The organism is Streptomyces sp. ICC1 (assembly GCF_003287935.1).
Classification (GTDB): domain Bacteria; phylum Actinomycetota; class Actinomycetes; order Streptomycetales; family Streptomycetaceae; genus Streptomyces; species Streptomyces tritrimontium.
On record NZ_CP030287.1, the window covers coordinates 3,474,203 to 3,495,928 of the forward strand.

The window sequence follows — 21,726 nt, forward strand, 5'->3', positions numbered from 1 at the left end:
CTGCGTGCCGTGCCGTGCGGTGGCCTGCGGCCCGTCAGCCGACGAATGACTTGACTTGGCCGTAGACGGTGGTGTCGGTGCGCAGTGCGCCGTGGCTCAGGCAGGCGGTCTTGGTGTTCGTGGCGCCGGTGAGGGCAACGCTGCTGTCGGGGTTGATCGTGCTGTCGCAGGGCGACCACCAGGTGGCGTAGCGGGAAGCGCCGGGGGTCTCGTCGCCGGAGTTGAGGGCGTTCAGGAACGTGGATCCGGGGCGCATTTCCGTGCAGGAGGCGCCGCCGCAGAAATTAGCGGTGTCGGTGCCGTGGTTGGGGCCGCCAAGGGAGATCCAGGCGTCGACCTTGGTGTCGCCGCCGAGGTTCTTGAGGAAGTAGCGGGAGGACAGGCCACCCATGGAGTGGGTGACGACGTCGACCTTGGTCGCGCCGGTTGCGGCGAGGACGCGGTCGATCTCCGCCGAGAGCTGGGAGGCGGTGGTGGCGTTGGACTGGCTGGTGTTGTACGTCCACTTGTCGAGGTGACTGACCGGCCACCCGTCGGTGGCGAACCGGCCGGCCATGGTGTCCCAGGTGGATCCGCTGGAGTTCCAGCCGTGTACGAAAACGATCGGATCGGGTGCCGCCGCGGCGGGCTGCGCGCCGGCTGCCGGCGTCTGGAGTGAGAGGGCGGCGAGAAGGCCGGCGGCGAGTGCGCCGACGAGTGCGGCGCGGGATGAGATGGGCATGGCGAGACTCCGGATCTCGGGCGAGGGAAGGGGCACCGGGCGTGGCAACAGAGGGGCGCAGCGGGTTGGGCAAGGGACGCCGTCCTGCAGGCACGCTCGGCACCGCGGCTCCACTGCGGGGACGCGATACCGAGCGTTCGGGTGGTGTCGCCTGTGCCGGACGACGCGGATGATCGCGCACACGCATCGCGCCATCGCCGAGGCGCTCCGGGCGGTGAGGCCCGGAGGCGCCGGTCGGGTCAGGTCAGCCGGCCGCGGTCAGGGCGCGGCGCAGTACTGGGCTTCCTTGCCGATGGAGCGGTACATGCAGTCCGCGTTCTCGACCAGTTGCAGTACCGCGTCGCGGTTGCGGCTGGTCTCGCGTTCGATGACCTCGTCGGGCGGGTAGAAGCCGCCGCCGCCGAAGCCGGTCGGGTACAGCTCGAAGGTATAGCCGAAGATCTTCTGGCTGCCCCACAGGTAGTCGTCGATCGACCCGTCGGTGATGTAGAGGTCGCTGGACTGTTCGGCGGTGTAGCCGTTGCTGGCGGCCATCTTCTGGCCGACGCTCGCGAAGGCGTCCCGGTCGTCCTGGGTCATGCCGGTCGCGGTGTTGGCAGTGGTGTACCCGAAGGGCCAGAGCACCAGCTCGCTGTACGTGTGGAAGTCGATGCCTGCCTTGATCTGCTGCTTCCCGCCGACGACGCGGCTGCGGACGAAGTCGGCGACGACCTTCACCTCAGGGGCGGACTCGGGGGCGGCGCCCCGGTAGGTGTCGGAGCTCTTGCTGCTGGAGGAGCCGCCGCAGCAGCCCCACTTGTAGTCCCAGTTGCGGTTCTCGTCCGTGCCGATGGCGGAGGAGCCGGCGTTGGGCTGGCGGTTCTTGCGCCAGCTCTTGTAGGAGCCGGTGGAGATGTCGTACTCGCCGCCGTCCGGGTTGAGGTCCGGGATGATCCAGATCTCGCGGCCGTTGACGGCATTGGCGATGCGCGAGTCGCTCGCGTAGTCCTCGCCGAACTCGCGCAGCAGATACAGCGCCATCTCGACGGTCAGGTGCTCGCGCGCGTGCTGATGGGCGGTGAAGAGGACCTCGGGCTCGTTCTCGTCGCTCGCGACGTTATCGCTGATCTTGATCGCGATCATGTCCCGGCCCTCGTAGGACTTGCCGATGACCTTCTTGCTCATGATGCTCGGGTACTGCGCGATGCGCTGGTCGATCTCCGCCATCGCCTCCGCGTAGTTGTGGTATTTGGAGTCGGCCGTGGGGAAGTCCATCGGTGCGATGGCGAGTCCGTCGGTACGGGCCGGCGGCCCGGGCAGCGCCTCGAGCTGGTAGCCGAGCGCGCGCAGCTTCTTGGCCTCCCCGGTGTCGGCGCTGACGACTACCGAGCGGGCGTCCACCTCGTCGATGGAGACACCGGTCGCGGCGAGCGCGGTGCGGGCGGCGACGGTGGCGGGGCCGTGGATCTCGTACTGCCTGATGTCCTCGTCGACGGTCGCCGTGGACGGCCGGGACGGGGCTGATGCGGTGGCGGTGACGCTCAGCGGTGTGGCAACCGCGAGAGCCAGTAAGGCCGCGAGGGTAGCGGTCTTCCTGCTCCGGATGCGAAGTCGCATGGCTTCTCCTGGAGTGTGGGGGTGACGTCTGCGTGAGGTCCCGGCCGACGCGGGGGAGGGCCGTCGGCCGGGAGTCCGGCGGGATCCGGGCCGGAGCGGGGCTGACGGGCCCCGCTCCGGCCTTACGGATGTCAGAACAGCGTGTAGAGAAGCCTGTTCGGGGAGCCGGTCTTCGGGTCCTGGACCTTGCCGGTGGTGGCGCCGTTCACCAGGGCGTCACGGACCTGGGCAGGTGTCGCCGTCGGGTTGGCCGCAAGGTAGAGGGCGGCGGCGCCGGCGGTGTGGGGGGCGGCCATGGAGGTGCCGCTGATGGTCTTGGTGGCGGTATTGCTGTCCTTCCAGGCGCTGGTGATGCTCACGCCGGGGGCGAACAGGTCCAGGCAGGTGCCGTAATTGGAGAACGAGGCGCGCTTGTCGGCGCTGTCGGTGGCGCCGACGGTGATCGCTTCGGCGACGCGGGCGGGCGAGGTGTTGCAGGCGTTCTGCGGGTTGCCGAAGAAGTCGCCGTTGCCGGCCGCGAGGGAGTAGGTCACGCCGGAGGTGATGGACTTCTTCACGGCGTTGTCGAGGGTGGTGTTCGCCCCGCCGCCCAGGCTCATGTTGGCGACGGCCGGCTTGATGGCGTTGGCAGTGACCCAGTCGACGCCGGCGATGACGGCAGAGTTGCTGCCCGAACCGTTGCAGTCCAGGACCCGTACGCCGACGATCGCGGCGCCCTTGGCGACACCGTAGGTGGAACCGGCGGCCGTACCCGCGACGTGGGTGCCATGTCCCTGACAATCATTGCCGTTCTGGCCGTCGCCCACCGTGTCGGTGCCGATGGACGCCCGGCCGCCGAACTCGCTGTGAGATGTGCGCAGTCCGGTGTCGATGACGTACACGTGGACATTGGAGGCGGTGGTGTTGTACGTGTACGTGCCGCTCAGCGGCAGGTTGCGCTGGTCGATCCGGTCGATGCCCCACGTCGCGTTGTTCTGCGTCGCGGTGAGCGTGACCTTCGAGTCCTGCTCGACGTAGGCGACCCGCGGGTCGGCGGCGAGTGCTCGCGCCTGGGCCTGTGTCATCGTCGCGGAGAAGCCGTTCAGCGCGCTGCGGTAGGTGTGCGTGAGGCGGGCGTTGTTGCGGCGGGTGAGCTCGCCCGCGACCGCGTCGATGGACGTGGTGTTGGCCTTGAGGGCGACGATCCAGCTGTCGGAGATCGCGCTCTCGCTCGCGGCCAACCGGACGTCGCCGGCAGTGGGCGGTGCGCTGTGGGCCGTGGAGCCGGCGACCTGTATGCCCGCCGTGAGCAGTAACGCGGGTACAAGGACGCTCAGTCGGCGTGTGAGGGGACGCATGTGGTGCACCAGACCTTTCGTTGACCGGATTGCGGACACGTATGGCTGCAGTGCGCCGCGCCCTGGATAGGGGCGCGGTTGGGGCACGGTGCGTGGTGCCGGGTGGGGCGGGCGGGGTAACAGCGGCCCGAACGATGCCTGTTGCCCCCCGAAGGCCGTGACGCCCGCAGGTCCGAGTCTCACCTTTGGGACGGCATCGGTGTGGAGAACCCGGCAGGCGCGCCGCATCTGTCAACAGGACTATCGGTGACTGTTACCCCGCCGGGTGGAAGTCTGCCGTCCGTCTGGCGGCGCGTCAAGAGACCTGCACTTCAGACGGGTTGGACCTGCGGCATGATCAGTACTGGTATGACCCGATTGAGAAAGACCGGAGGGCTTTGGGGTGGCTATGTACTCTCCAGAGCCATCAGCCCGCGCCGGTAGACGACCGCGGCTTCGCCGGTGCGCCCCCACTGGATCATTTGGTCTCCGAGGATCCGGCAGGTCGTGGCGACTTCAAGCGTGGCTCCTATGGCCTGGTAGCGGTCGATCGCCCCGTGGAAGAGTGCCTCGGCGCCGGCGTCGTCGGCGCGGTCCACGGCGATGTGCGCGCCGATGCGGTCCAGCTCCGCGGCCTGTTCCGGGTCGTGGTAGTCGTGCGACAGAGCGCGGCACTCCTCCACCAGGGCGCCGGCCTTCTCGGTATCGCCCATCCGGCGCAGGACTTCGGCGAGTTCCGCGGTGGCATTGACCTGGCGGGGCAGGGCCTTGGTTTCCGCGAAGACGGCTGCCGCGTGGCGCAGGCGCTCCTCGGCTTGATGGAGGTCTCCCCGGCGGGCGGAGAGGTAGCCCTGGGCGAAGTGGCACATGCCGACCTCGGTGCGCAGCCGCAGGTGCCCGTACAGGGCTACCGCCCGGGTGAGCACTTGTTCGGCTTCCTCGTACCGAGCCTGAGCGGCCAGTACGCGATTGACGTGGTAGTAGCCCTGTGCCAGGACGTCGGGATCCTTCACCTGCGGGGCGATCGCCAGTGCGGCGGCGGCAGCGGCAGCGGCCTGGTCGATGTCGCCTCGCTCAACCAGTGGCAGGACGGTCGCGGCGCGCAGTGCGAACTGCGCCGCGATCTGTCCGGTCTGCTGTGCTGTGCGCAGCTGGTCCTCCGCCAGCGCGAGCGCGTCGGTGATCGCGCCGCGGGCGAACAGAGCTCCCATCCGGCCCATCACGGCGGGCAGTCGGACGTTCAGGGGCTGCCCGGCCAGCAGTTCTTCGGCCTTGGTGAACAGCATTAGGGCCCGGTCAGGGTCCCCCTGGTGCCGGGCGGCCAGTCCCAGCCCGCAGTGGCCCGCGGCGTCGAGCTCCGGGTCGTCGTGCAGGCCTGCGGCGCAGACCACCTCCTGGTACGCCTCGGACGCCTGCGCCACTTCGCCCCGGGAAAGAGTGAGCCGGGCTTCGGCGAGCGAGTTCCGCAGATCCCGCCGTTGGCCGGGCTCGTACGGGTAGCAAAGGTCTTCCATGGTGACGCCGAGCCGCTCGGCGAAATGGGAGGTAGCGCGGGGGGACGGGGTGCGCTTGCCCCCTTCAATCGACGACACGTAGGCACGGGTGAAGGCATCCCCGGCCAAGTGAGCCTGGGTCGCTTGGCGCAGGGTGCGCAGACGCAGGATCCGGGAGCCGATCCCGGCCACATCGGCGCCCAGGGGGAACGCATCGTCGGACATGCCCGTCATATTAGGCCCTCCCCAAATTCCGGATTGCGGCACCTGGCGCCGGGCTGCTCCAACTCCGGTTGGAGCAGCTTGCGTTCATCCTCTTGACGTTCTTCGAGGGCCGACAGCAGACTCGCCACCAAGCGAGGTAACGGCGATCGTAACTGCTGTTTACAGCATGGGCGCGAGAATCCGTGATGAGGTCCGGTACGCCCGTGGGGGGTGTGTGTCCGGCCCCGCGCCCATCCGCAGCCCTCTCCGGGCGGAGGGTCGCCGTTGCCTCGCCCCTGTGCACTTCCAGATCGGCGGCCCCGTTTTCAAAGCGCGGTCCGAACCACCGAAGGCTGAGATGCGCCGAGGTGGTGACGACGCGTGCGGACCGGGTCTTCCCGTACCCATGAGGAGCCACATGCGATCCGCTCTCGGCCGCAAGCGCGGCCGGATATCCATCGCGATCACCACCGGTGTCGTCGCCACCGCCGCGCTGCTCGGCGCCCAGGCCGTACCGGCTGCCGCCAGCCCCGGCCAGGCACCGGCGCAGGCCCTGAAGATCCCCGTCCTACCCGCCGCCGGCACCTACGACGGGTTCATCGTCGGCTTCCGCCAGGGCACCGCAGCCGCCGGCTCCGACGCGGAGGCCACGAAGGCAGTCGCGGCGGTCGCGAAGGCCGACAAGCGGCAGGCCGGGCTCGAGCGGCGGCTGGCCACCGGCGGGGTGCTGGTGAAGACTCCGGGAACGCTGAGCCCGGAGCAGGCCGGGCGCCTGATGGAGCGGTTCGCGGCGCGCGACGATGTCGCCTTCGTCGAACCGAACACCGTCCTGCAGGCGTTCTCCACCCCGAATGACACCCGATACAACGAGCAGTGGGACTTCCACGAGGCCGCTGCCGGGATGAAGGTGGACACCGCCTGGGACGTCGCGACCAAGCGAGGATCTGGCGTCACCGTCGCCGTGATCGACACCGGCTACGTCGCCCACTCGGACCTGGCCGCCAACGTCATCCCCGGCTACGACTTCATCTCCGACGCCAACAACGCCAACGATGGCGATGGCCGCGACGCCGACTCCGCCGACCCCGGCGACGGGTCCAAGGCCGGCGACTGCACCTTCGGGCAGGCCCGCAACTCCTCCTGGCACGGCACCCACGTAGCCGGCACGATCGCCGCTGTCACGGGTAACGGCAAGGGCGTGGCCGGTATCGCGTACAACGCCAAGATCCAGCCCGTCCGCGTCCTCGGCCGCTGCGGAGCCACCTCCGCCGACATTGCCGATGCCATCATCTGGGCCTCGGGCGGCACCGTCAGCGGGGTGCCCGCCAACTCCACCCCCGCCAAGGTCATCAACATGAGCCTCGGCGGCGAGGCGGCCTGCGACTCCACCACCCAGAACGCCATCAGCAGCGCCGTCTCCCGCGGCACCTCCGTGGTCGTCGCGGCGGGCAACTCCAACAAGGACGTCTCCGGCTTCACCCCGGCCAGCTGCAACAACGTGATCTCGGTCGCCGCCTCGGACCGGGCCGGCAACCGCGCCTCTTACTCCAACTTCGGAGCCAAGATCGACCTCGCCGCCCCCGGCGGCGACGGCAGCGCTGCCGACGACCCGGGCCGCATCCTGTCCACGCTCAACAGCGGCGCACAGGGCCCGGCCGCCGAGTCCTACGCCTTCTACCGCGGCACCAGCATGGCCTCCCCGCACGTCGCCGGCCTCGCCGCTCTCATGCTCGGCGAGAAGGCCATGACCCCGGCCCAGGTCGAATCGACCATGAAGGCCAACACCCGGCCCATGCCGGGCACCTGCTCCGGAGGCTGCGGAGCGGGCCTCGCCGACGCCGACAAGACCGCCCGCGCCGTGGCCGGCACCCCTGTCAGCGGAGTGACCGTCACCAACCCCGGCAACCAGACCAGCACCGTCAACACCGCCGCCAGTCTCCAGATCCAGGCCACCACCACCGCCGGCGGCACCCTCACCTACAGCGCCACCGGCCTCCCCGCCGGCCTGACCCTCAACACCTCGACCGGACTCATCTCCGGAACCCCGACCACCGCCGCAACCAGCACGGTCACCATCACCGCCACCGACAGCACCGGCCCCTCCGACAGCGAGAGCTTCACCTGGACCGTCAACAACGCCGGCGGCGGAAGCTACTTCGAGAACACCACCAACCTCAACATCCCCGACCCCGGCAACGTGACCAGCTCCATCCCCGTCACCGGCCTCAGCGGCAACGCCCCCACCACACTCAAGGTCGCCGTCGACATCAAGCACACCTACCGCGGTGACGTCATCATCGACCTCATCGCCCCCGACGGCACCAGCTACCGCCTCAAGAACATCGACGGCTGGGACAGCGCCGACAACATCCTCGCCACCTACACCGTCAACGCCTCCTCCGAGACCGCCAACGGCACCTGGAAGCTGAAGGTCACCGACTGGTACAGCGGCGACTCCGGCTACCTCGATGCCTGGAGCCTCAAGTTCTGACGCCCGCCTGAACACCCAGGTGCGTCAGCCCTCTCGACCGGAACCGGTCGAGAGGGCTGACGCGCTTACGCGAAGCGAAAGTCAGCTACTACCCGCCCAGTTCACTGATCTCGAACAGGAGAACAGGTTGGTCGACGCCGCTTTGCTTCCGGAATGGAACGCGCCAACCTCTGGCCCCGCCGTGCGGTCGTGGCAGAGGCATAGTTGGACGCCTCGACGGCACGCAGGTCCGAGGTGGCGGGAGCCTCCACCACCCTGTACCGCTGCGCGGTGACGCCGTGGGCGGACACCCCACGGGCGCCTCTGGTCGGGGCCGTCCGGCCGAAGAACCCCCCATTCGGGGCTGGTGCTCTGAGCGTCACAGGGCAACCGGTGCCGGCGCGACCTAGGCTCCGATTTCCGATGATTGGCAACATCTGTGGCATCTGGAAGGTTCATCATGGCGGCTTCGGCGAACTCGCAGGTCTATCTCGTCGGGGGCGGGGTCGGGAGTCTGGCCGCGGCCGCGTTCCTGATCCGCGACGCGGGTGTGCGCGGGGAGAACATCCACGTACTGGAGCAGATCCGGATCGCCGGGGGCTCGATGGACGGCGCGCCCGCGCCGACACCCGAAGGCGGCTACGTCACACGCGGCGGCCGGATGTTCGAGACCATGTACTACGTCTGCCTGTGGGACCTCCTGGCGACGGTCCCCTCACTGGAGAATCCCACCGTCTCGGTCCTCGATGAGTTCCACGCGTTCAACACGGCACACCCGACCAACGCCAAGGCTCGGATCATCCTGAAGGACCGGTCCATCCCGGACGCCTCCAAGCTCGGCCTCGACGCCCGCGACCGGGCCGACCTGACGCGGCTGCTGGCCCTGCCCGAGCGCGTCATCGGTGCGCGCCGCATCGACGACTTCTTCCAGCCGCACTTCTTCGAGTCCAACTTCTGGTGCATGTGGCGCACCACGTTCGCGTTCCAGAACTGGCACTCCGCCATCGAGCTCAAACGCTACTTCCTGCGTTTCGCCCACATGTTCGATCAACTCCACACCCTGTCTCCCGTGCGGCGGAGCAAGTACAACCAGTACGACTCGGTGATCCGGCCCATCCAGTCGTGGGTGGAGAGCCAAGGGGTGCATCCCGACTTCGGAGTGACCGTCACCGACATCGAGTTCGCGGGGGCGCGGGCCAGGCGGGCATCGCGGATCCACCTCGACCGCGGCGAGGGGAACACCGAGATCATCGACCTCGGCCCCGACGACTACGTGTTCATCACCAACGGCTCGATGACCTCCGACACCACCTACGGCGACAGCAACACGGTGGCGCCGCTCATCCGGGACAAACGCGACGGCTCCTGGCAGCTCTGGGAGACGATCGCCAAGAAGGCCGACGACTTCGGGCGCCCCACGGCATTCTGCGGAAACATCGACGAGACCAAGTGGCAGTCGTTCACGCTCACGATGAGCAGCCGCACGCTGCTGGACCGCATCCAGGCCTACACGGACAACGTGCCGGGCGAGGGCGCGCTGATGACGTGGAAGGACTCACGGTGGCTGCTGTCGATCGTGGTCCCCGCGCAGCCGCACTTCGCGCACCAGAAGGAGAACACCTACACGCTCTGGGGCTACTCGCTGTTCGGAGATGTACCCGGCGACCACGTGCCCAAGAAGATGGACGACTGCACCGGCGCCGAAATCCTGGACGAGCTGCTCGGCCATCTCGGATTCGACGACATCGCCGACGAGGTCCACCGGACGACGAAGGTCACCACGGTCCAGATGCCCTACATCGACGCGCAGTTCCAGCGCAGGGTCGTCGAGGACCGCCCGCTGGTGATCCCCGACGGCGCCGAGAACTTCGCCTTCCTCGGGCAGTTCGTCGAGATCCCCGAGGGTGTCGTCTTCACCGTCGAGTACTCGGTGCGCAGCGCCATGATGGCCGTCTACCACCATTTCGGCATCGACCGGGAGATCCCGCCGATCTACCACGGCCTCTCCGACCCGAAGGTCGCCTGGACCGCCCTCAAGACGGCCTTCGCCTGACCCGCCCGCGCTCCGTCGCACCGATCACACGGTGGAACTCGGCCGCCTGGCTCTCGGCCCAGTTCCGGATCGCGGCGAAGGGGCCGATCGCGCCGTCGCGCAACGACGTGAGGGCTGTCTCGGTACGCGGCGGCACCTCGGCGTACACCTTGCGGTCGACCAGGCCGTCCCGTTCGGTCTCGCGGAGGTTGACGGTCAGGGCCTTGGGGGGTGATGCCCGCAACCGCGTCGCACAGGGCGGAGAACCGGTGGGTGCCCGACGCGAGCATGAGGGTGAATAGCTCTGGACCGCCGCGCCCGCGAGGGCATGAAGCTCATCCAGCCCGTCCTCGACGCGATCCGCCAGACCCCGGCCATCAACGACGACCCCACCATGCTCAACCTCCGCCCGGAGCGTGTACCGGCGCCCGTTCACCTTCTCGCCGCCCACGGGCTTCCGCGCTCCCCTGCCGTGAGCCGTTACCGCTCCCGTGGGTGTGGTGGGACAACGGGGGAACGGGAGCCCCTGCCAGGGGCCCTCGCAAGGGAAGGGGACACGAGCGACATGCCTACTGGTACCTGGGACGCCAGCGTGAAGCAGTTGTGCTTCGCGGACGACGGCACCCTGTTCACCGCCGACACCATCACCACCGGCGGCCCGTACGACGTCATCGCGGACATCGAGATCGGCGCCGAGCTGAACGGTTTCGCCAACGCCCACCGCCTGATCGTGACCGTCACCAACCTCACCACCAACCAGGTCATCGGCACCCAGACCCTGGCCATCCCCCTTACCCCCACCCACGATGTCCGCCGCGAGCAGCTTCGCGCGGACTTCCCGAGCCTGGCGGCCAATACGGCCAACGACGGGGACCTGCTGGTGGCCCGCTGCTCCTACAAGGTCACCGCGGGCGTCCACACCGACATCGCGCACGCCACCTCAGATCTGGCCATCGCCACAACCTGACCCAGGCGACGGCCCACTCGGGGGGATTCCGGGGGAGGGAGGAGGTGATCAGGATGGATGTCGTCGTGAGCGTGTACGTGCACGTCAGCACGTGGTGCTGCCACTGCTGGCCCTGCTGGTGGTAGAAAACGGAAAAGACTGTGCCCCCGAGAGCACCCAAGGCCCTCGGGGGCACAGCCGTGCACAGTCTGCGGGACAGGCCGGGATGGGAGAGCCCGCGACTGCTCCGAACCCGAGCCGGAAGCGAGCCGCCGACGAAGATCGAGCTGCCGAACAGCAAGGGCTTCAGCTGTGCGCGGGCGGTGTGGAGGGCGGCGGTGTATCCGGCGGGGTCGGAGCCGATGATGATGACGTTGCGTATGCCGTCGGCGGCGGTGGTCGTCACGTCGGTCACGGGGTCAGGCCTGCTTCTTGGCGTCGATCTCCGCGATCAGGCCCTCGATGAGGCCCTTGATCTCGTCGCGGATGGGGCGGACGGCCTCGACGCCCTGGCCTGCCGGGTCCTCCAGCTGCCAGTCGAGGTACGTCTTGCCGGGGAAGTACGGGCAGGCGTCGCCGCAGCCCATCGTGATGATGTAGTCGGACGCCTGGGCGGCCTCCGGAGTGAGGACCTTCGGCTTCTGGTCGGAGATGTCGATGCCCAGCTCGGCCATGGCGGCGACGGCCGAGGGGTTGATCTGCTCTCCGGGGACCGAGCCGGCGGAGCGGACCTCGACGCGGTCGCCGGCGAGGTGGCGCAGGAACCCGGCGGCCATCTGGGAGCGGCCCGCGTTGTGGATGCAGACGAACAGGACGGAGGCGGCAGGAGCGGAGGACATCTGTTTCTTCCTTGGGGTGAGGCGACTGCGGTGGGGGTGTGCGGGGGCGCGCGGGGGAGGGCGGGCCTGCGAGAATGGCGGTGCACCCGCCGGACCGCCCGTCCGCCCGCCTGGTCGGCGGTCCGCAGTACCCGTACCCGTACCCGAGGGGCCAACGCCAGTGACCACCGCTTCCCTGGACAAGCAGCCGCACGAAGTCGCCTCCATGTTCGACGACGTGGCGGCGAACTACGACCTCACCAACGACGTCCTCTCCCTCGGGCAGGCCCGCCTGTGGCGCAAGGAGGTCGCCAAGGCGGTCGGAGCGCGCCCCGGGCACCTGGTCCTGGACCTGGCCGCCGGGACGGCGACGTCCTCGCTGCCCTTCGCCGCGACCGGCGCGTACGTCGTCCCCTGCGACTTCTCCCTCGGCATGCTCCGCGAGGGCAAGAAGCGCAACCCCTGGCTCCCGCTGACCGCCGGCGACGCGACGAGGCTCCCCTTCAAGGACGGGGTCTTCGATTCGGTGACCATCTCCTTCGGCCTGCGCAACGTCCAGGACACCGACGCGGCCCTGCGCGAGCTGTACCGGGTCACGAAGCCCGGCGGCCAGGTCGTGATCTGCGAGTTCTCGCAGCCCACCTGGGCGCCCTTCCGGACCGTGTACACCGAGTACCTGATGCGCGCGATGCCGCCGGTGGCCCGGGCCGTCTCCTCCAACCCGGACGCCTACGTCTACCTCGCCGACTCCATCCGCGCCTGGCCCGACCAGCCGGCGCTGGCCGCGCTGCTGCAGAAGGCCGGCTGGTCCAAGGTGGCCTGGCGCAACCTGAGCGGCGGCATCGTGGCCCTGCACCGCGGTACCAAGGGGTAGTTTCCCGTGGACTACCAGGCGCTGCTGGAGCAGGTCGCGAAGGACATCGCCCCGCTGGTCGGCAGCGGGGCGCCCGCCGAGTACATCCCGGCGCTGGCGTCCGTGGACCCCCGGCAGTTCGGGATGGCCGTCGCCGACCTCGACGGCAACGTCTTCGGGGTGGGCGACTGGCGCACCCCGTTCTCCGCCCAGTCCATCACCAAGGTGTTCGCGCTGGCCCTCGCGCTCGCCGAGGGCGGCGACAGCCTGTGGGAGCGGGTCGGCCGGGAACCCTCCGGCAACCCCTTCAACTCCCTGGTGCAGCTGGAGTACGAGAACGGCATCCCGCGCAACCCGTTCATCAACGCGGGCGCGCTCGTGGTCACCGACCGGCTCCAGACGCTGACGGGCGACGCGAGCAGCGAACTGCTGCGCTTCCTGCGGGAGGAGAGCCAGAACGAGGACCTCGGCTTCGACCCGGAGGTCGCCGCCTCCGAGTCCGAGCACGGTGACCGCAACGCGGCGCTCGCCCACTTCATGGCGAGCTACGGGAACCTCGACAACCCGGTGCCGGCCCTGCTGGAGCACTACTTCTGGCAGTGCTCGATCGAGATGTCCTGCGCGGACCTGGCCCGCGCCGGGCGCTTCCTGGCCCGCCACGGCCTGCGCGCGGACGGCACGCGGCTGCTGACCCGCAGCGAGGCGAAGCAGATCAACGCGGTCATGCTGACGTGCGGAACCTACGACGCGGCGGGGGAGTTCGCCTACCGCGTCGGCCTGCCGGGCAAGAGCGGCGTCGGCGGCGGCATCGTGGCGGTCGTGCCCGGCGCGTGCACGCTGGCCGCGTGGAGCCCGGGCCTGGACCCCCAGGGCAACTCGGTGGCGGCCGTCGCCGCCCTGGACCGCTTCACCACGTTGACGGGCCTGTCGGTCTTCTGACGCGCGGGGCCCGGCCCGAGCCCCAGGACGGCGGCGGGCCGGCCCCGCGCGGCGGTGGCGCTACTCGTCCCGCAGGGTCAGCGTGTAGCGCCGGCCGTACCGGGTGCCGCCGGGGAGCGGGAACCGCTCCGCCAAGGTCATCCCCAGCCGCTCCGCGACCGCGATCGACCGCAGGTTCTCGTCGCTGATCATCGCCACCACCTCCGGGACACCCGCCTCCCGCACCCGCTCCACCGTCGCCAGCGCAGCCGCGTACGCGTACCCCTTGCCCCAAGCGGAGCGTCCCAGCCGCCACCCGATCTCGATCTCCCCGACCGGCCCCCACGCCTTCTCCGCGGGCCACGGCTGGGCCCCGGTGAAGCCGATGACCCCGCCCTCCGCGTCCAGCAGCGTCCACAGGCAGTAGCCGAGCTGGGCGTCGTGCATGCGCTGGCGCGCGGTGAACTCCTCGTAGGCCGACAGTTCGGCGGGACCTCCGAGGAACTCCATGACCTCGGGGTCGTCGAAGACGCCGTGCCACGCGCGCGCGTCCTCGTCGGTGGGCACGCGGAGCTGTACGGCGGGCAGTGGCCGGGTCGGCGAGGTGGTCATCAGGGCAGCCCTTCGGATCGTGATCTCTCTCGCTGCATAGACTGCACGTGTCTTGTGCCGTTGGGCACCCCTTATCGAGCCTTCGGGAGACCCCGCAGTGACCGAGCCCCTCTCCGAACACTCCGCGGACGTGATCGTCGTCGGGGCCGGGCCCGCCGGCTCGACCACCGCCTACTACCTGGCCAAGGCCGGACTCGACGTCCTGCTCCTGGAGAAGACGGCGTTCCCGCGCGAGAAGGTGTGCGGCGACGGTCTGACCCCGCGCGCCACCAAGCAGCTGGTGTCGATGGGCATCGACGTCTCCGAGGAGGCGGGCTGGCTCCGCAACAAGGGCCTGCGGATCATCGGCGGCGGCCAGCGCCTCCAGCTGGACTGGCCGGAGCTGGCCTCCTTCCCCGACTACGGACTCGTCCGCAAGCGCGACGACTTCGACGAGACGCTGGCCCGCCAGGCGCAGAAGGCGGGCGCCCGCCTCTACGAGCGCTGCAACGTCGGCGAGCCCGTACGCGATCCCCGTACCGGCCACATCACCGGAGTGACGGCGAAGCTCGGCGAGGAGAAGACCCCGGTCACCTTCAGCGCCCCGCTCGTCGTCGCGGCCGACGGCAACTCCTCGCGGCTGTCGCTGGCGATGGGTCTGCACCGCCGTGACGACCGCCCGATGGGCGTGGCCGTGCGCACGTACTTCACCTCGCCCCGGCACGACGACGACTACCTGGAGTCCTGGCTGGAGCTGTGGGACCGGCGCGGCGCCGAGGACCGGCTGCTGCCCGGCTACGGCTGGATCTTCGGCATGGGCGACGGCACCTCCAACGTCGGCCTCGGCATCCTCAACTCCTCCTCCGCCTTCAAGGAGCTGGACTGGCGCGAGGTCCTCAAGGCCTGGTGCGCGTCCATGCCGGAGGACTGGGGCTACACGCCCGAGAACATGACGCAGCCCATCCGCGGCGCGGCCCTGCCGATGGCCTTCAACCGCCAGCCGCACTACACCAAGGGCCTGCTGCTCGTCGGTGACGCGGGCGGCCTCGTCAACCCGTTCAACGGCGAGGGCATCGCCTACGCGATGGAGTCGGGCCAGATCGCCGCCGACGTCATCGTCCAGGCGCACTCGCGCGCCACCCCGTCGCTGCGCGAACTGACCCTGCACAGCTACCCGAAGGTCCTCAAGGAGACCTACGGCGGCTACTACACGCTGGGCCGCGCGTTCGTGAAGCTCATCGGCAACCCGAAGGTCATGAAGATCGCCACCCAGCGCGGCCTGAGCCACCCGGTGCTGATGAAGTTCACCCTGAAGATGCTGGCCAACCTGACCGACCCGACGGGCGGCGACGCGATGGACCGCGTCATCAACGGCCTCTCCAAGGTGGCCCCGAAGGCCTGACCGTTCAGCCCGGGTCGCACGGCACGAGGCCGCGCGACCCGGGCGTACATGGCTGGGCTCTCTCAGACGTTGACGATCTTCACCCTAGGGGAGCCGGGAAGTTCCTCGGCAGCCTTGCACAGCGCCGGGATGTGCGACGTGTCGGACGTGACGAGCAGTACCGGGGGTGTGCAGAGCGAGGCCGTGGCGACCACGAGTGCGTCCACGAGGCATTCGTGTCCGTCGAGGCCCGAGACGTCCAGCAGCTTTGCCGCGGCTTCCGTCACCGCGTCGGTGACCGGCTTCACGTCGAACCGGGACAGCAGGAACTGGAGCCGCTCGACGGCCTCCCCGTTTCGGCGTACTTCCAAGGGCGTCAGGGCAGAGAGTGCCACTCGTCGGCCGCTCTGCTGAGCGATCTCGATGCGCGCACGCATCCCCTCGTCGCCGTCGACGTGCAGCGAGAGCCCTTGGGCGTCCAGGACCAGCGTGCCCTCGCTCTTGGCCTTGATCTTGAGGCGCTTGCTCACCACTCCTGTTCCGCCTGCCGCCGCGCTTCGGCGGAGACGGGGCCGAAAGCCTTGCGGTCGGCCGCCACGACCTCGCGTAGCTTCTGCGCGGCGAGCCATTCCTCCAGGGCTTCGGCCACGACGGAGGAGAAGCCGCTCTTGCCGGTGCGCTCCTCGACTTCCTTGATCAACGACTGCGCCAGCGACACCGATCTCTTGCCGGCCCGCTCGGCGGACTGGGGGGCTACGTGGCTGCTCATATCTAAAACGTATCACCGCTGGTAGGAAATTTCCCGTCCGATCCTTACCCCGGTGGAACCAGGGTGGCCCCCAAGGCCTGATCCGGGGTGGAGCCGTCAAGCGGGCTGGGCCGGGGGGAGGTCTTCCGGGCGGACCGGCTGGTCGTGGGGGGTGTCGGCGGCCGGTTCGTACGGGGCTTCGGGCGCGGCGTGGACGGTGCGGATGCAGCGCGTCAGCAGGACCAGGCCGCAGATCAGCAGCGCCCCGGAGGCCGTCCAGTCGAGGCCGAGGGTGATCGGGGAGTTGGGCTTCTGCCACGGGCGGGCGGTGGTCAGCAGCCAGCCGCCCAGGGCCAGCAGGCCGAGCCCGCCGGCGGCCCGGACGGCGGTGGGGTCGGCGGCCGGGGCCGCGGCGTGGCCGGCGGGCGGCCGGGCGGCGGAGCCGTGGCCGGGGGTTTCGTCGGACGGCCTGGTGATCACGGATCACCACCTCCTGGGCTGACTCGGGCGTGCTCGCCCGGCCATCTTCGCAGGGGTGCGGCCGGTTCGGTACGGGCGCCCGCCCAGCAGACGGACACCGCAGCGGGCCCCGCACCCGTACCCCGCACCCGTACCCCGCACCCGTACCCCGCACTCCGCACCCCGCGGGCTCAGCCCGCCCCGCGGCACTTCCCGAGCGCCGCGGCGTGGTTCCGCTTGAGGTCGGCCCACTGCTCGGCGGTGGCGGCCCGGTCGTCGATCCCGCCCGTGACCGGGTCCGGGTCGGGGTACCAGGCCAGGCCCTCGGCCCGCAGGCACGTGGACTCCCGCCGCAGCGCGGCCAGCCGCTCGGGGCCGATCCGCTCGGGCTCGGGCCGCGCCGGCCGCTTCGCCGCGCAGGCCTCGTGCGCCGCCTCGTTCCACGGCCGGGTCTTGTCCTCGTACGGCATTCCGGAATCCCGGACCACGACGGGCTGGCCGTTCTGCTTCAGGCAGTCGTAGTAAGCGATTTCGGCCGCACTCGGGGGCGGACTGTCCTCGGACTTCGGTTCCCCCTTGCCGTCCCCGCACCCCGTGATCGAAAGGGAAAGGGCGAGCAAAGGGGCGAAATGGAGTGCGCGCACGAGCGGGATTCCCTAGTGGAGTTGGCGACGGAATTGGCGCGTCCGGATCGGGGCGCGGGCCCGCGAGACCGTCGGGCGATCGTAGGCAGCCGTGCCAGAGGTGAACAAGTTGGCTATGAGACAACTGTTTTGACGACCCATCAGGCCAGAAACTGCTTGCTCATGGTCGGTGACGGACTGTTGAATTCCGGCCGGGTCGAATTCTCCGGCCCGAGCCCGGTGCACCATCCGCATTTCACCCGAAGGGCAAGGAATACGTGATGAAGAAGGCGCTTCTCAAGCTGGTGGCCGGAGCCGCCACCGCCACCCTTTCCATCGGCGCCGTTCTCCTGGGAGCGGCCGGACCTTCGGTCGCATCGGCCCGGGACGGAAATCTCGAGGACCAGGAATTCGGGCTCTTCTACTACGCGGGCCGGACCGGCTGCGTCTTCGACCTGGTCACCAATGACGTGAACTTCTCCGACGACACCTTCCGGGGCGGCTGCTCCGGAAGCGGCGCGAGCGTGAACGACAACACCGAGTCCTACCGGAACCGCGACGTCTACGCCTGGAAGGTCGGCACGGACAAGGACCTGGGCGGCAACGTCGGGGAGATCCCCTCGAAGTACGAGGGCAACGCCTCCACCACCTTCAAGAACCGGATCAGCTCGGCCAAGTACACCCTCCACCCCTGATCCCGGCCACCGACGAAGGAGTTCCGCCCGATGCGCAAGCGCCTTCGCACCACCGCCCCCGCCGCCTTCGCCGCCCTCTCGGCGGCCGCGCTCCTGGCGGGCTGCGCCGCCGCCGGGGCCGCGGGCGGTGAGCCGGAGCTCGGCCCGGTCGAGGTCAATCCGCCGACGGCCGCGCTGGCCCTGCCGATGGACGCGTACACGGACACCGAGGCCGAGTCGATCCGCATGGGGCAGGTGCAGCAGCGCCTGCTCGCACGGTGCATGGCCCGGTACGGGTTCGCGTACGAGGGGCTGAAGTCGGCCGAGCCCGCCGGCGGGCGCGGAGCCGAGGACCGGCACCGCACCCTCTTCGGGGCCGCCGACCTCGCCTACGCCGCCTCCTACGGGTACGACCCGAACGCGGGCGCGGGGACCCGCGCCAAGCCCGCCGCCCCCGAGCTGACCGACAGCGCGTACGCCGTCATGAACGGCGAGCCGCGGGGCGCGGCGGGCGGGCGGGCCCCCGACGCCATGAACGAGGAGGAGGCCGCGGGCGTGGACAGCGGCCTGACGGCCGGCGGGGCCAAGGTGCCGGCCGGCGGGTGCGGCAGGGAGGCCTACCGCAAGCTGTACGCGCCGACGAAGGACAGCGTGGACCTGCTCTTCACGTTCGGGCTGGCCGGGGAGGCGCACGACCGGTCCAAGAACGACTCGCGCGTGCTCGCCGTGCTGGAGAAGTGGTCGGCGTGCATGGGCGGATCGGGCTATAGCGGGATCAAGACCCCGTACGACGTGATCGAGGAGCTCGGCCTGCAGGGAGACCAGGGCGGCCCCAAGGCCGTCAACGCGGCCAAGGCCGACGTCGCCTGCAAGCAGGAGGTGAACCTCGTCGGCATCTGGGCGGCGGTCGAGCGGGCCTACCAGGAGCGGCTGGCCGAGGAGCACGCCCAGACGCTCGCCCTGTACAAGGCGCAGCGCGAGGCCCGCTTCAGGCTGGCGGCCGAGGTCGCCTGAGGGGCCGCCAGGGCCCGGGGCGGCGCTCAGCGCCCCCGGAAGGCCCCCCAGAGCCGCAGGAAGCGGCCGGACGGCCCCGGAGCCGCAGGAAGGCCGGTACTCGACCCCGGGCGGGGGAGTACCGGCCTTCAGCGCGTCGCCGAGGGCGGCTCGGAACGCGGACGATCCCGGTGGGGGATCAGAGGACGCGGACGGCGCCGGTCGGCTTGTCGTAGCTCAGCGAGCGCTCGACGATGCCCGTGCTGGAGTTCTGCGCGCCGACGAACTTGCCGCCGCCCACGTAGACGGCGACGTGGTACGCGCTGCCCTTGGAGCCCCAGTACAGGATGTCGCCCGGCTGAAGGGCGTTCAGGGACACCGAGGTGCCGGCCGAGGACTGCGCCTGCGACATGCGCGGCAGGCTGATGCCGGCCTGGCGGTACGCGGCCTGGACGAGGCCCGAGCAGTCGAACGAGGACGGGCCGGTGCCGCCCATGACGTAGGCCTTGCCGACCTGCGCGCGGGCGAAGTTCACGATGGCGGCGGCGGAACCGGTCGCCGGGGCGGTGACGGTGCCCGTGCCCTGCGCGGAGGAGCCCTCGGAGGAGGAGGGCTTGGTCTGGAGCGAGGCGCGGGCGGTGCTGCGGTTGGCGCGCTCGGACTCGGCCTTGCGGTCCGCGTCCTCCTTCGCCTTCTGCTCGGTGTCGGCCTTCTGCTGGGCGTCGGCCTTGGCCTGCTTGGCCTCGGCGGCGGCGCCGGTGCGGGCGGTCTCCTCCAGGGCGTTGAGCTCGCCCTCGACGGCGGCGGCGCGGGTGTTCTCGGCGGCCTTGGTGACGGACGAGGAGACCTCGGCGGCCAGGTCCAGGTTGAGGACCGGCATTTCGAGAGTGGTCTCGTGCACGGGCTCGGCGGAGGGGGTGGCGCTCGCCGTGCCGGCCATGGCCAGGGTGCTGAGGACGCCACCGGCAACTCCGGCGCGGACCGCGAGCTTCGAGGCGCTGCGGCGGGGCTTCCGGTGGCTGGGTATGTGAGCGGTAAGGGACATGGGTACAACCGCTATCAGGGCGTTGCGGTTCCCTTCAAGAAACGTGGTCTGCGCCACAGTTGTGCGCGAAGGGTGCTAACCGGGCGCGTCGGACTCCTTATTGACGCCGTAACGGGCCAATCGGACACCCCGCCGCAAGGCTGTGATCATGGGGTTTTCGAAATAAGTCCGAATTGGTCCTCGGCCTACCATCCACCCGCACAGATGGCCAAGCCCCCTTTCGCTGCCGCGAATCCGGAGTGGCGCAGGTCACAGGAGTGTCACGCGATGCGGACGCTGTGACCCGGCTGTGACCCGGCCGTGAACCCGCCGCCGGGCCGGCGGGTGCCGGAGGGGGTCGCGGGCGGGCCGAGGGGCGGGTCGGGAGGCGCGTCGAGGGGTGGGCCGCCGACCGGTTCGCCGACCGGTTCGCGGGGCGGTTAGCCAACCGGTCCGCCGGGCGGTCGGCGTGCGGGCCGGCCGGGCGGTTCCGACTTAGTGAACGCGCGCACGCGTCCACTCCCGTACGCGGGGGATCCCCCGACCGGGCGACGTCGATCCCTTTATCACCACGCGCACCACCTCGCCAATTTGCGTGCAGCCACCACGGTTTGATAGGGCGACAGGCCTTCCACCTGCGACTACAGGAGCGGATGTCACCTTTGGTGATCATGTGGATGCTTCGCGTATGAAGATCACCACTCATCGGACTTCATGATCGTTCGTCAGGTGGTGGAGATCACAAACTCGTTGTTGCAACCCGTGTCGCAGATCACAGACGAGCAGGCATAAGATGCGCACCAGTCCGGCTTGTGAACTGCCTCACATGCAAGCGCTCGATCAACTCGATCACGGCGCGGTCTTCGCGGGGCGGGGCGCTCGGCGCCGGCACAGCGGTCCATACGGTCAAGGACGACTGGAAGGAGCGAGGAGCGTGAATGCGTACGCGCCCATCCTCGTGCTCGGCGCCCTCGGCGCAGGGTTTGCGATCTTCTCCGTGGTCATGGCCACGCTGATCGGCCCAAAACGGTACAACCGGGCAAAACTTGAAGCTTATGAGTGCGGCATCGAGCCCACACCCATGCCGGCCGGCGGCGGCCGCTTCCCCATCAAGTACTACCTGACGGCGATGCTCTTCATCGTCTTCGACATCGAGGTTGTCTTCCTCTACCCCTGGGCGGTCACCTTCGACTCGCTGGGGATCTTCGGGCTCGTCGAGATGCTCCTCTTCGTGCTCACCGTCTTCGTCGCCTACGCCTACGTGTGGCGCCGCGGCGGCCTGGAATGGGACTGAGGGGCTGAATTTCCATGGGACTGGAAGAGAAGCTGCCGAGCGGCTTTCTGCTGACCACCGTCGAACAGGCCGCGGGATGGGTGCGCAAGTCATCCGTCTTCCCCGCGACCTTCGGCCTGGCCTGCTGCGCGATCGAGATGATGACCACCGGAGCGGGCCGGTACGACCTGGCCCGCTTCGGCATGGAGGTCTTCCGCGGATCCCCGCGGCAGGCCGACCTGATGATCGTGGCGGGCCGGGTCAGCCAGAAGATGGCGCCGGTGCTGCGGCAGGTGTATGACCAGATGCCCGCTCCCAAGTGGGTCATCTCCATGGGTGTCTGCGCCTCTTCGGGCGGGATGTTCAACAACTACGCGATCGTCCAGGGCGTCGACCACATCGTCCCGGTGGACATCTATCTGCCCGGCTGCCCGCCCCGCCCCGAGATGCTGATCGACGCGATCCTCAAGCTCCACCAGAAGATCCAGGGATCCAAGCTCGGCGTGAACCGGGAAGAGGCCGCCCGCGAGGCGGAGGAGGCGGCCCTCAAGGCGCTCCCCATGATCGAGATGAAGGGGCTCCTGCGGTGAGCG

General features: G+C 69.6%; 22 protein-coding genes and 1 pseudogene. 10 read left to right on the plus strand and 13 right to left on the minus strand.

Features of this window, described 5'->3' with window-relative positions:
• Positions 1–34 precede the first annotated feature (34 nt).
• From DRB96_RS16475 to DRB96_RS16490, 4 genes are all read right to left on the minus strand, one after another.
• Positions 35–721 carry a triacylglycerol lipase gene (locus DRB96_RS16475; protein ID WP_112449151.1) on the minus strand — a complete coding sequence of 229 codons (687 nt, stop codon included), beginning with the start codon at positions 719–721 and terminating at the stop codon, positions 35–37.
• A gap of 258 nt (positions 722–979) precedes the next feature.
• Entirely contained in the window at positions 980–2,317 is a 1,338-nt protein-coding gene (locus DRB96_RS16480) for a M14 family metallopeptidase (RefSeq protein ID WP_112449152.1), read from the minus strand.
• A 131-nt stretch (positions 2,318–2,448) separates the two neighbouring features.
• Positions 2,449–3,654 carry a S8 family peptidase gene (locus DRB96_RS16485; protein WP_112453475.1) on the minus strand — a complete coding sequence of 402 codons (1,206 nt, stop codon included), beginning with the start codon at positions 3,652–3,654 and terminating at the stop codon, positions 2,449–2,451.
• Between the two features lie 386 nt (positions 3,655–4,040).
• Positions 4,041–5,351 (minus strand): helix-turn-helix transcriptional regulator, encoded by a 1,311-nt coding sequence (locus tag DRB96_RS16490; protein ID WP_162688462.1) that lies wholly within the window; start codon positions 5,349–5,351, stop codon positions 4,041–4,043.
• 397 nt (positions 5,352–5,748) lie between these two features.
• Between DRB96_RS16490 and DRB96_RS16495 the strand changes: the two genes are divergently transcribed.
• Together DRB96_RS16495 and DRB96_RS16500 are read left to right on the plus strand one after the other, a co-directional pair.
• The gene (locus DRB96_RS16495) at positions 5,749–7,821 is read left to right on the plus strand and encodes a S8 family serine peptidase (RefSeq protein WP_112449154.1); all 2,073 of its coding nucleotides are present in this window, start codon (positions 5,749–5,751) and stop codon (positions 7,819–7,821) included.
• 439 nt (positions 7,822–8,260) lie between these two features.
• Positions 8,261–9,853, plus strand: coding sequence for an oleate hydratase (locus DRB96_RS16500; RefSeq protein WP_112449155.1), 1,593 nt, complete (start codon positions 8,261–8,263; stop codon positions 9,851–9,853).
• Here DRB96_RS16500 and DRB96_RS16505 read toward each other — a convergent pair.
• Entirely contained in the window at positions 9,834–10,283 is a 450-nt protein-coding gene (locus tag DRB96_RS16505) for a winged helix-turn-helix transcriptional regulator (protein WP_239516005.1), read from the minus strand. The genes DRB96_RS16500 and DRB96_RS16505 overlap by 20 nt on opposite strands.
• A 114-nt stretch (positions 10,284–10,397) precedes the next feature.
• Here DRB96_RS16505 and DRB96_RS16510 point away from each other — a divergent pair, with 114 nt between their 5' ends.
• A complete protein-coding gene (locus tag DRB96_RS16510; RefSeq protein ID WP_162688463.1) occupies positions 10,398–10,799 on the plus strand; it encodes a hypothetical protein in 402 nt (133 codons plus the stop codon).
• Between the two features lie 241 nt (positions 10,800–11,040).
• Here the strand turns inward: DRB96_RS16510 and DRB96_RS44640 are convergent.
• Positions 11,041–11,193 (minus strand): annotated as a pseudogene (locus tag DRB96_RS44640) (thioredoxin-disulfide reductase); the annotation flags it as partial.
• Between the two features lie 4 nt (positions 11,194–11,197).
• Positions 11,198–11,617, minus strand: a complete 420-nt coding sequence (locus DRB96_RS16520) for an arsenate reductase ArsC (protein WP_112449157.1) — start codon at positions 11,615–11,617, stop codon at positions 11,198–11,200.
• Positions 11,618–11,777: 160 nt separating this feature from the next.
• Here DRB96_RS16520 and DRB96_RS16525 point away from each other — a divergent pair, with 160 nt between their 5' ends.
• Positions 11,778–12,470, plus strand: a complete 693-nt coding sequence (locus tag DRB96_RS16525; RefSeq protein ID WP_112449158.1) for a demethylmenaquinone methyltransferase — start codon at positions 11,778–11,780, stop codon at positions 12,468–12,470.
• Positions 12,471–12,476: 6 nt separating this feature from the next.
• Positions 12,477–13,388 (plus strand): glutaminase, encoded by a 912-nt coding sequence (locus tag DRB96_RS16530; protein ID WP_112449159.1) that lies wholly within the window; start codon positions 12,477–12,479, stop codon positions 13,386–13,388.
• A gap of 60 nt (positions 13,389–13,448) precedes the next feature.
• On the opposite strand, the gene DRB96_RS16535 is transcribed toward DRB96_RS16530, so the two are convergent.
• Positions 13,449–13,979, minus strand: coding sequence for a GNAT family N-acetyltransferase (locus tag DRB96_RS16535; RefSeq protein ID WP_112449160.1), 531 nt, complete (start codon positions 13,977–13,979; stop codon positions 13,449–13,451).
• A 97-nt stretch (positions 13,980–14,076) separates the two neighbouring features.
• On the opposite strand from DRB96_RS16535, the gene DRB96_RS16540 reads away from it, so the two are divergent.
• Complete coding sequence (locus DRB96_RS16540) at positions 14,077–15,360, plus strand: geranylgeranyl reductase family protein (RefSeq protein WP_112449161.1); 1,284 nt, start codon at positions 14,077–14,079, stop codon at positions 15,358–15,360.
• A 62-nt stretch (positions 15,361–15,422) separates the two neighbouring features.
• Here DRB96_RS16540 and DRB96_RS16545 read toward each other — a convergent pair whose 3' ends face one another.
• The 4 genes from DRB96_RS16545 to DRB96_RS16560 form a co-directional block, all read right to left on the minus strand.
• Complete coding sequence (locus DRB96_RS16545; RefSeq protein ID WP_204357748.1) at positions 15,423–15,869, minus strand: DNA-binding protein; 447 nt, start codon at positions 15,867–15,869, stop codon at positions 15,423–15,425.
• Positions 15,866–16,108 carry a hypothetical protein gene (locus tag DRB96_RS16550; RefSeq protein ID WP_112449162.1) on the minus strand — a complete coding sequence of 81 codons (243 nt, stop codon included), beginning with the start codon at positions 16,106–16,108 and terminating at the stop codon, positions 15,866–15,868. Before DRB96_RS16550 ends, DRB96_RS16545 begins: the two co-directional genes overlap by 4 nt.
• A 96-nt stretch (positions 16,109–16,204) precedes the next feature.
• Entirely contained in the window at positions 16,205–16,567 is a 363-nt protein-coding gene (locus DRB96_RS42995; RefSeq protein WP_162688567.1) for a hypothetical protein, read from the minus strand.
• A gap of 170 nt (positions 16,568–16,737) precedes the next feature.
• Positions 16,738–17,190 (minus strand): hypothetical protein, encoded by a 453-nt coding sequence (locus DRB96_RS16560; RefSeq protein ID WP_162688568.1) that lies wholly within the window; start codon positions 17,188–17,190, stop codon positions 16,738–16,740.
• Between the two features lie 260 nt (positions 17,191–17,450).
• Here DRB96_RS16560 and DRB96_RS16565 point away from each other — a divergent pair, with 260 nt between their 5' ends.
• Both DRB96_RS16565 and DRB96_RS16570 read left to right on the plus strand, forming a co-directional pair.
• Positions 17,451–17,864 (plus strand): hypothetical protein, encoded by a 414-nt coding sequence (locus DRB96_RS16565; RefSeq protein WP_112449164.1) that lies wholly within the window; start codon positions 17,451–17,453, stop codon positions 17,862–17,864.
• A 30-nt stretch (positions 17,865–17,894) separates the two neighbouring features.
• Complete coding sequence (locus DRB96_RS16570) at positions 17,895–18,857, plus strand: hypothetical protein (protein ID WP_112449165.1); 963 nt, start codon at positions 17,895–17,897, stop codon at positions 18,855–18,857.
• Positions 18,858–19,035: 178 nt separating this feature from the next.
• On the opposite strand, the gene DRB96_RS16575 is transcribed toward DRB96_RS16570, so the two are convergent.
• Complete coding sequence (locus tag DRB96_RS16575; RefSeq protein ID WP_112449166.1) at positions 19,036–19,881, minus strand: C40 family peptidase; 846 nt, start codon at positions 19,879–19,881, stop codon at positions 19,036–19,038.
• A 913-nt stretch (positions 19,882–20,794) separates the two neighbouring features.
• Here DRB96_RS16575 and DRB96_RS16580 point away from each other — a divergent pair.
• Together DRB96_RS16580 and DRB96_RS16585 are read left to right on the plus strand one after the other, a co-directional pair.
• Positions 20,795–21,154, plus strand: coding sequence for an NADH-quinone oxidoreductase subunit A (locus DRB96_RS16580; protein WP_030010013.1), 360 nt, complete (start codon positions 20,795–20,797; stop codon positions 21,152–21,154).
• Between the two features lie 14 nt (positions 21,155–21,168).
• On the plus strand, positions 21,169–21,723 hold the full coding sequence (locus tag DRB96_RS16585) for an NADH-quinone oxidoreductase subunit B (protein WP_112449167.1): 555 nt from the start codon (positions 21,169–21,171) through the stop codon (positions 21,721–21,723).
• The last annotated feature ends 3 nt before the right edge of the window (positions 21,724–21,726 follow it).

Coding starts and splice junctions, on each gene's coding strand:
- DRB96_RS16570 (WP_112449165.1), top strand. CDS start 17,895: ATGCGCAAGCGCCTTCGCACCACCGCCCCCGCCGCCTTCGCCGCCCTC.
- DRB96_RS16550 (WP_112449162.1), bottom strand. CDS start 16,108: ATGAGCAGCCACGTAGCCCCCCAGTCCGCCGAGCGGGCCGGCAAGAGA.
- DRB96_RS16490 (WP_162688462.1), bottom strand. CDS start 5,351: ATGTCCGACGATGCGTTCCCCCTGGGCGCCGATGTGGCCGGGATCGGC.
- DRB96_RS16495 (WP_112449154.1), top strand. CDS start 5,749: ATGCGATCCGCTCTCGGCCGCAAGCGCGGCCGGATATCCATCGCGATC.
- DRB96_RS16535 (WP_112449160.1), bottom strand. CDS start 13,979: ATGACCACCTCGCCGACCCGGCCACTGCCCGCCGTACAGCTCCGCGTG.
- DRB96_RS16475 (WP_112449151.1), bottom strand. CDS start 721: ATGCCCATCTCATCCCGCGCCGCACTCGTCGGCGCACTCGCCGCCGGC.
- DRB96_RS16520 (WP_112449157.1), bottom strand. CDS start 11,617: ATGTCCTCCGCTCCTGCCGCCTCCGTCCTGTTCGTCTGCATCCACAAC.
- DRB96_RS16480 (WP_112449152.1), bottom strand. CDS start 2,317: ATGCGACTTCGCATCCGGAGCAGGAAGACCGCTACCCTCGCGGCCTTA.
- DRB96_RS16510 (WP_162688463.1), top strand. CDS start 10,398: ATGCCTACTGGTACCTGGGACGCCAGCGTGAAGCAGTTGTGCTTCGCG.
- DRB96_RS16575 (WP_112449166.1), bottom strand. CDS start 19,881: ATGTCCCTTACCGCTCACATACCCAGCCACCGGAAGCCCCGCCGCAGC.
- DRB96_RS16585 (WP_112449167.1), top strand. CDS start 21,169: ATGGGACTGGAAGAGAAGCTGCCGAGCGGCTTTCTGCTGACCACCGTC.
- DRB96_RS16500 (WP_112449155.1), top strand. CDS start 8,261: ATGGCGGCTTCGGCGAACTCGCAGGTCTATCTCGTCGGGGGCGGGGTC.
- DRB96_RS16565 (WP_112449164.1), top strand. CDS start 17,451: ATGAAGAAGGCGCTTCTCAAGCTGGTGGCCGGAGCCGCCACCGCCACC.
- DRB96_RS16485 (WP_112453475.1), bottom strand. CDS start 3,654: ATGCGTCCCCTCACACGCCGACTGAGCGTCCTTGTACCCGCGTTACTG.